Genomic DNA, 6897 nt, shown 5'->3' with positions numbered 1-6897 from the left:
GGCGAGGATTTCGCCGCGGCGCATGCCGGTGCCGAGCATGACCTCGAACAGGTCGGTGAGCCGGTCGGCGTAGTGCTCCGCGTTGTGGCGGAGGAACGCTGCGGCTTGGTCGGGGGTCCAGCAGGTGCGCACCGCCGCGCGGGGCTTGGGCTTGGGCGGGACGGAGTGCTTGGCCGGGTTGTAGCGCAGCCGCCACGTCCGTACCGCGTGGTTCAGGGCGCCTCGGTCCGACGCTTGCCGTCCTCCCTCGCCAGGTCCACCGCGTACGTCCACCGCCCGTGCGCGGTATCGGCGGCCAGCCGCGGACACCACGAACCCAACTGCTTCCCGGTGTTGCCGTCCTTGCACCCGCACCTGCGGTACACCCGACCACGCTTGAGACACTGCGCCATGGGCTCCTCCTCGAACCAAGTGGTGATGGCGAGTCCAGAGTTGCTGGAGTGGTGGGTGGGTCGGCAGAGCGCGCGTGGCGGGGCGTGGAGCACAGCGAGATCGACCACCTGGGACACGCGCCGGCGACACACCGTGCGGGTGATCACGCTGTGCGGATGGTGGGTACGGCTGCTTGATCGCGCGGTATCGGTCCGCAAGGAGACGCCGTACGACGAGTGGCTGCGGGCCGGGAGTGCATGTCTGCTGGTCGGCCGCGGGTTGTCGGGCTCGCACAACCCGGAGCACGCATGCTGCTGCGGCGGTGGGTCTCGCACGGGTCTTCGGGGTGCGCCACAGCGAGCGTCGAAAATCCTCGAAGGCCTGTGGGAAATGGCTGGCCCCGGGATTTCCAACGGCCGTTCTATGGCTGCCCTTCGTCCGGCTCAGCCTAATTCTCCTCGGCGGCCATCGACGTCCTGCCGGGAGATTTCTGGATGGTCCGCGGGAACCACTGGATCCGTGGCCGGGGCGGCGCTACCCTTGAGATATGGACGCCGCCCAGACCCTTCGTCAAGCCCCTGAGCTGGGGACCAGCTGGGGACCACACGTCATGCATGCCGTCGCACGAGGTGCGCGAAGCGCGCTCATCTGCACACGCACGACGTGCATGTGAGCGCAATTCAGGCAGGAATAGGAAAACCTTTCCTGACTGGGGGTCAAGGGGTCGCAGGTTCAAATCCTGTCGTCCCGACTGTGAAGTCGGTTGTGAGAGCCGGTACTTGGGAAACCAGATGCCGGCTCTTTCTGTTGTTGCGTCAGCTCGGTGGTCGCATGGTGGTCGCCGGGCCACATCGGCCGGGACGTCGGTGGTTCCTCTGTCCGTGCCCGTTGATGTGCGGGCAGTTGCCGGTGGGCTTGATCCGCTTTGGCGGACACTCCTGACCAGGGCTTCGGCCCCGGCGAACGGGAGGGCCTGACCGGCGACGAGCGCGGGGAACCGGCCCGGTTGCGGCGGGAGAACCGCCGCCTGCGTGAGGACGTGGACATTCTCGAGCGGCCACGGCTTTCTTCGCCCCGGAGACCCGGTGACGGTCCACCCGTTCGTCGAGGCGGAGAAGCAGGCGGGCGACAACGTCGGACGGACGTGTGAACTGCTCCCGGTCTCGGTGCCGCCTTCTGCGCCCGCCGCAACAGCGAGCGCGGACCCCGCGCCGTCCGCGACACCGCGCTGACCGAGAAGACCACCGAGATCCACGCGGACTCCCGGAGAAGCTACGGGGCCCCACGCGTCCACGCCCGGCTCGGGCAGAGCGGCGAGCGGTGCGGATGGCGCCGGCCCGAGAACTCCGCTCCCCGCCCCGGCCCGGCGCGACACCGGGCTTGCCGCATGAACGTCACCGGACTCCTCCACCGGCTCAGGGCCGGGCAGGAGCTGGCCACCGCCCGCGCTGACGGCCTGCAGCAACAGGTCGACGGCCTCGCGGTAACCCTCGCCGGGGCCCGGACGCACCTCGCGGAGTTGCGGACCGCACGCACGCACGGCCGTCGGGGACCTCCTCCGACCCGGGCCCGAACCGCAGACCACCGCGACGCCGGACTCCCACCAGCGGCCCCTGACCGTCTTCGACGACCACCTCGGGCGAGCCTTCCGCGCTCGTGAACTGCACGAACTGCTCGAACTGCCCACCGACGGAGCCTCCACCAAGAGCGGGCTCAACGCCTTCTCGGCACGACACGTCGAAGCCCCGTCGAGCGAGGGCGACTCGGAGGGGTCGCCCGCCCGACGGGGCTTCGATGGGTTCCGCTGCGGCTCCGGCGGGGAGCGTCACCTCACCGTGACGCACACACCTACGGGGTCATCCCGGCCGGGAGGCCGGCCGCGGCCCGGGTGGGCCGGTGTCCTGCTGGTGCCGGCTCAGAAGTGGATCATGTGCTGGAAGGAGGACTCGGCGCTGCTGACCTTGAGGTGGCTGCGGGTGCCGTAGGCGAGGGGGTTGTTCCAGTTGTACTCCTCGACGTCGAAGGAACCGTCGGAGTAGACCGCGTTGACGTAGGCGACGTGGCCGTACGCCCCGTGGGTGTCGTTGACGGCGATGGCGCCGACGGTGGGGGTGGTGTTGACGGTGATGCCGAGGCGGCGGGCGGCGTCGTCCCAGGTGGCGGCGTTGCCCCAGGTGGTGCCGCCGTAGGAGTTGCTGAAGTTCGGGACGCCGAGGCGGTCCGCGATGCGGAAGGCCGCGAAGGCGGTGCAGTTCTTGGCGGCGAAGCCGCGGGTGCCGCCGTCGAAGTCGTTGACGGGGCTCTCGTTGTCGCTGCTGGAGCTGCTGAGGAGTTTGTGGGAGGCGTTGTTGTTCTTCAGGGTGGAGTTGAGGTTGCCCTTGGCGCCGGGGGCGAAGTCCTGGTAGGAGCCGGCGTAGCCGCTGTTGTAGTAGACGCGGACGGTCTGGCTGGTGCGGTTCCACACCGATGCGGCGTTGTTCTTGATGCAGAGGCCCTGGCCGGCGCCGGTGCCCTTGAAGTCGTAGCAGGTCGGCTGGGTGTCTCCGTAGTTGCTGAGGGAGCTGGTGAAGTCGGAGATCGAGCCGGCCTCGTCGCTGTTGTAGTAGTAGCAGAACTCCCCGGAGCCGCAGACTCCGTCGCGGGACGCGGCGAAGGCGGGGACGGTGGTGGTGGCGAGGAGGGGGACGGCCATGGCCAGTGCGGTGCCGGCGATGGTCAGCGTGGTGCGTATCTTCTTCACGGTCTTCTCTTTCGTGACGTGTGGTCGACGGGCGCTTCGGTGGTGTTCGGGAGGTGCTGTGCGCGGTCAGTGGCTGCGCTGGTACTGCTCCCAGGTCTGGATGGGGATGCGGGGGCCGTCGTCGGCCGCGTGGTTGGCCAGGCCGTTCAAGCCGAGGTAGTAGTCACCGGTCTGGTTCTGGGCCTGGGTGGCCAGGTCGGTGTCGTTGATCGCCGCGGCGTGGATGTGCCACGGCCAGTCGCCCTGGGTGGGGTTGCGGATCCAGGCGGCGAATCCGACCTGGCGCAGTGCCAGGGCGACGGCGGTGCGGGTGCTGCTGGTCATGCCGTCGACGTTGATGTCGACGACGCCGCCGCCGTCGTGGGTGCCTGCGGACGTGGGGTCGCCGCCGGGGTTGTAGGAGCCCTGGGAGAGGGTGAGGCGGAAGCCCAGGAGGCGTTCGGCTTCGGTGAGCATGTTCTGGGTGCGGGTGTTGACGGTGTATCCGTCGCGTTGCAGCTTGGCGCCGGGGCCGATCTGGTGGGTGACGGTGTAGCGGCCCTGCCCGAGCGTGGTGAGGGAGGTGGTGCCGGGCAGTCCGTTGGCGGCCAGGCCGCTGTAGCCCAGGGAGCGCTGGTAGGCGGCGTAGGCGCTGATGGTGCTGGTGCCGAAGTACCCGTCCACCCACGTGGCGTCGAGGAGGCCGCGGGCCTGCAGGGCCCGCTCGACGGCCAGGACCGAGTCGTGGGCGCCCGGGGTCAGTGTGCTGTCGGCGCGGCGGGGATCGATCTGGGCGGCCAGGACGGTGGCTTCCATGTCCACCGCGGGCAGCGTGGTGGCGGTGACCGCCGACGCTGCGGTACTGGGCGGTGGGGCCGCCGCCTGGGCCTGGGCGGCGCTCAGTACCAGGCCGCTCAGGACGGCGACGGCCGTGAGGAGGCGGGTTGCGGTGTTCCGGGTCTTGGTGACGGATGCCATGCGGTGGTTCCTTACTGGTGGGGGGGGAGGACCGGCCCTGACCCCGTCCGCCGTCGGGCAGCGGACGGGTGGGGGTCGCGGTGGAGGGCCCCGGCGGGGGCGGCGGCCGGCAACACCGTTGGCCGGTGCGGCTGTTGTCGGCGCGGTTGCCGCGGAGAAGGGCGGTGCCGGGGCAGGTGCGCCTGCCGGGGCCCGGTGGGCCGGGCGTCCGGTGCGAGCGCCGGTGACGGCGCGGGGGGTCAGCGCCGGGTGATGGACGCGGCCGGGCTCGGGGAAGCCGTCGAGCCGTCAGGAGCAGTCGTTCCGGGAACCGTCGCCGCGGTGGTCGCCGCGGTGGTCGCCGCGGTGGTCGCCGCGGTGGTCTCGGCGGTCGAACGGGGGCACCCGGTCAGCAGCGGACGTCGGTCTTGGCGGTGATGTCGCCGGAGTAGGGAACGGGGCCGTACCCGGTCCAGCCCATGGCCTGGGTGCACACCGACAGCGTGTCGGAGCCCCAGGACCAGAGCTCGACGGAGTTGTGGCCGCACTTGGGGTCCTCGACGTCCCGTCCACCGTTGGTGACGATGGCCGCGCACACGTCCCAACTGCTGTGGGTGGAGCGGTAGCCCTCCCACACGTACAGGTAGGAGTAGTTCTGGCCGCAGCCCTTGTACTGCTTCACCGACGCCATCGTCTGCCCGCCCACGTTGAGGTAGGCGGTGCTGCCGATCTGCGTGACACTGGAACAGGCGCCCGGGGTGGAGGCGCTGGCGGTCCCGGGAACGGCGAGCAGCATCGGCACGGCAAGGGCGGCGACGGCAGCGAACTTCTTGAAGCTGGGCATGGCGGACAACCTTCTTTCAGGAAATGGGATGGGGAGGGTCTCCCTCGGCGTCGCCAGGGCGTTGGAGCGGGTTCCCTCCGCTAACAGGCCGCACTGCCGAGTCCCCGGTGCCGGGTCGACGGGCGCTCCGGCTCTCCGGGCGGACGTCACGTGCTCGGCCGGTCCGAGGCTTTCGGGCGGGGGTGGGCAGGCGGTTCTCGATCTCTCCGGCGTGGCCGCACCCGGGCGGCCAGGAGGGCCGTGGATTCCGTTCGCGGAGGTCTTACACGCGGGCGAGGTGCCAGCCGCGCAGGGCCGGTGCGTGCTGCAGGGCGCGTTCGCAGACGCGGCGCAGGTTCGCGGTCGCCGTGTCCGGGGTGTCCGCGATCATCGCGGCAGCGATGCGACAGTGGTCGAGGTCGATGCGGGTGCGGATGTGTTCCACTCGGTCTTCGCGTCGGCTGTGGCTCCAGACCAGATCGGTGACCGCTTCAGCCGTCAGCTGCGATGGCGCCGGGCCAGGACGGATGAGAGTCACCGCGACCAAGTGCACGGGGTTCGGTCATCCCTGCACGGGCGGCGAGAGGGAAACGCTGTCCCAGTCGAAACCCGAGGCGGTGACGGCGCGTTGGGCGGCCGAGCGGTCTGCGACGGTGCCGCCGACGGCAACGGCTCCCAGGCCGACGGTGAAGGCCACGACCAGGGCGGTGCACGCGAGGCGTATGGAGTGAGGCACGACTGTTCTCCCCTGTTTTGTCACCGATGCTGTGCCTGTGAATGGTTTACGGAACTCGTCCCGGTTCTTGTGGCGCTTTCCGCTGTTGGGGAAGAGCCTGCCGTCTACGCAAAGCGATGTCACGACTACACGTGTGGCACCAAACCGCCCGGCAGCTAAGTGCCAGATCATTTCGTCTGCGGAGGCATTGCGTACGCGTCCGCCGTGCGCCGATGATGAAGATCATCGACGTAGAGAGGGCAGCGCGGTGTTGCAAGCACTCGGACTGAGCGCACTGACGGAAGGCGTCTACCGGACCCTGCTGGCCGAGCCGGACTGGCGGCTCGACCAAGTCGCCGCCCACCTGCACCTGTCGGAGGCGGAGGTGCGCGAAGCGCTCGACGAACTGCTGGAACTGACGCTGCTGCGGCCCGCGGCCGACTCCCATGCGCTGCGGGCCGTCAGCCCGGAGGTCGGACTCACCAGGCTGCTCGCCCGCAACCAGGACCAACTGCTCTTCCGCCAGCAGCAACTGGAGAGCGCCCGGACCGCGATCGCAGCCCTTTCCGCCGAGTACGTCGACCGGCGACCCGGCGACGGCATGGTTGTCCGGCTGGACTCCCTCGAAGCCGTCCGCGACCGTCTCGAGGAACTCGCTGCGAGCGCGACCGAGGAATGCCTGTCCTTGATGCGAGGGGGGGCGGTCCGCCCCGATTCCATCCAGGCGGGCAAGCACCCCAATCAACTGGCGCTGGAGCGCGGAGTGGTCATCCGCAGCATTTTCCAGGACAGTTTCCGCAACGACCCGGACACCTTGCGCTATGTTCGTTGGTTGGCCGATCTGGGCGGTTTGACGCGTACCGTGCCGCTACTGCCCGTGCGACTGGTGATCGTCGACCGCAGCGTCGCCCTGGTGCCGACCCACCCCAGCGACGGCCGCCGCGGCGCACTGGAACTGCACGGCGAGGCCCTCGTCCAGCCCCTGTGCGCGCTGTTCGACGAACTGTGGCGCAGCGGAGCCGAGTTCGGTCAGCCCGCCCCCCGCGACGATCAGGACCTCACCGGGTCCGAGCGTGCTCTGCTGCAGCTGCTGGACCAGGGCCACACGGACGAGTCCGCCAGCCGCAAGCTGGGCCTGTCCCTGCGGACAGTGCGTCGAATGATGCAGGACCTGATGGTCCGGCTGGGCGCCGAAAGCCGCTTCCAGGCAGGGGCCCAGGCCGTGCGGCAGGACTGGCTGTGACCCCGACAGGGCGTCAGTGAGCCTCTTTCCTCCTGTCCGGGAGCGGGAGGGTGAAAGGGCTGCTCGGC

The 6897-nt window shown here is 69.9% G+C and carries 7 protein-coding genes; 1 reads left to right on the top strand and 6 read right to left on the bottom strand.

Annotation, left to right across the window (positions count from 1 at the left end):
- Positions 1-212: 212 nt before the first annotated feature.
- The 6 genes from OO57_RS43910 to OO57_RS43895 form a co-directional block, all read right to left on the bottom strand.
- Complete coding sequence (locus OO57_RS43910; RefSeq protein WP_158715150.1) at positions 213-392, bottom strand: hypothetical protein; 180 nt, start codon at positions 390-392, stop codon at positions 213-215.
- Between the two features lie 1895 nt (positions 393-2287).
- Complete coding sequence (locus tag OO57_RS43905; protein WP_158715149.1) at positions 2288-3112, bottom strand: CHAP domain-containing protein; 825 nt, start codon at positions 3110-3112, stop codon at positions 2288-2290.
- Positions 3113-3178: 66 nt separating this feature from the next.
- A complete protein-coding gene (locus tag OO57_RS17565; RefSeq protein ID WP_051777844.1) occupies positions 3179-4069 on the bottom strand; it encodes a peptidoglycan-binding domain-containing protein in 891 nt (296 codons plus the stop codon).
- A 388-nt stretch (positions 4070-4457) separates the two neighbouring features.
- Positions 4458-4892 (bottom strand): hypothetical protein, encoded by a 435-nt coding sequence (locus OO57_RS17560; protein ID WP_033253431.1) that lies wholly within the window; start codon positions 4890-4892, stop codon positions 4458-4460.
- Between the two features lie 262 nt (positions 4893-5154).
- Entirely contained in the window at positions 5155-5316 is a 162-nt protein-coding gene (locus tag OO57_RS43900) for a hypothetical protein (RefSeq protein ID WP_158715148.1), read from the bottom strand.
- A gap of 117 nt (positions 5317-5433) precedes the next feature.
- Complete coding sequence (locus OO57_RS43895) at positions 5434-5607, bottom strand: hypothetical protein (protein ID WP_158715147.1); 174 nt, start codon at positions 5605-5607, stop codon at positions 5434-5436.
- A gap of 247 nt (positions 5608-5854) precedes the next feature.
- Between OO57_RS43895 and OO57_RS17555 the strand changes: the two genes are divergently transcribed.
- A complete protein-coding gene (locus OO57_RS17555; protein ID WP_033253430.1) occupies positions 5855-6829 on the top strand; it encodes a helix-turn-helix domain-containing protein in 975 nt (324 codons plus the stop codon).
- Positions 6830-6897 lie beyond the last annotated feature (68 nt).

It is taken from the genome of Kitasatospora phosalacinea (assembly GCF_000717185.1).
GTDB classification, from domain to species: domain Bacteria; phylum Actinomycetota; class Actinomycetes; order Streptomycetales; family Streptomycetaceae; genus Kitasatospora; species Kitasatospora phosalacinea_A.
This window is presented reverse-complemented; position numbering and strand designations above follow the sequence as displayed.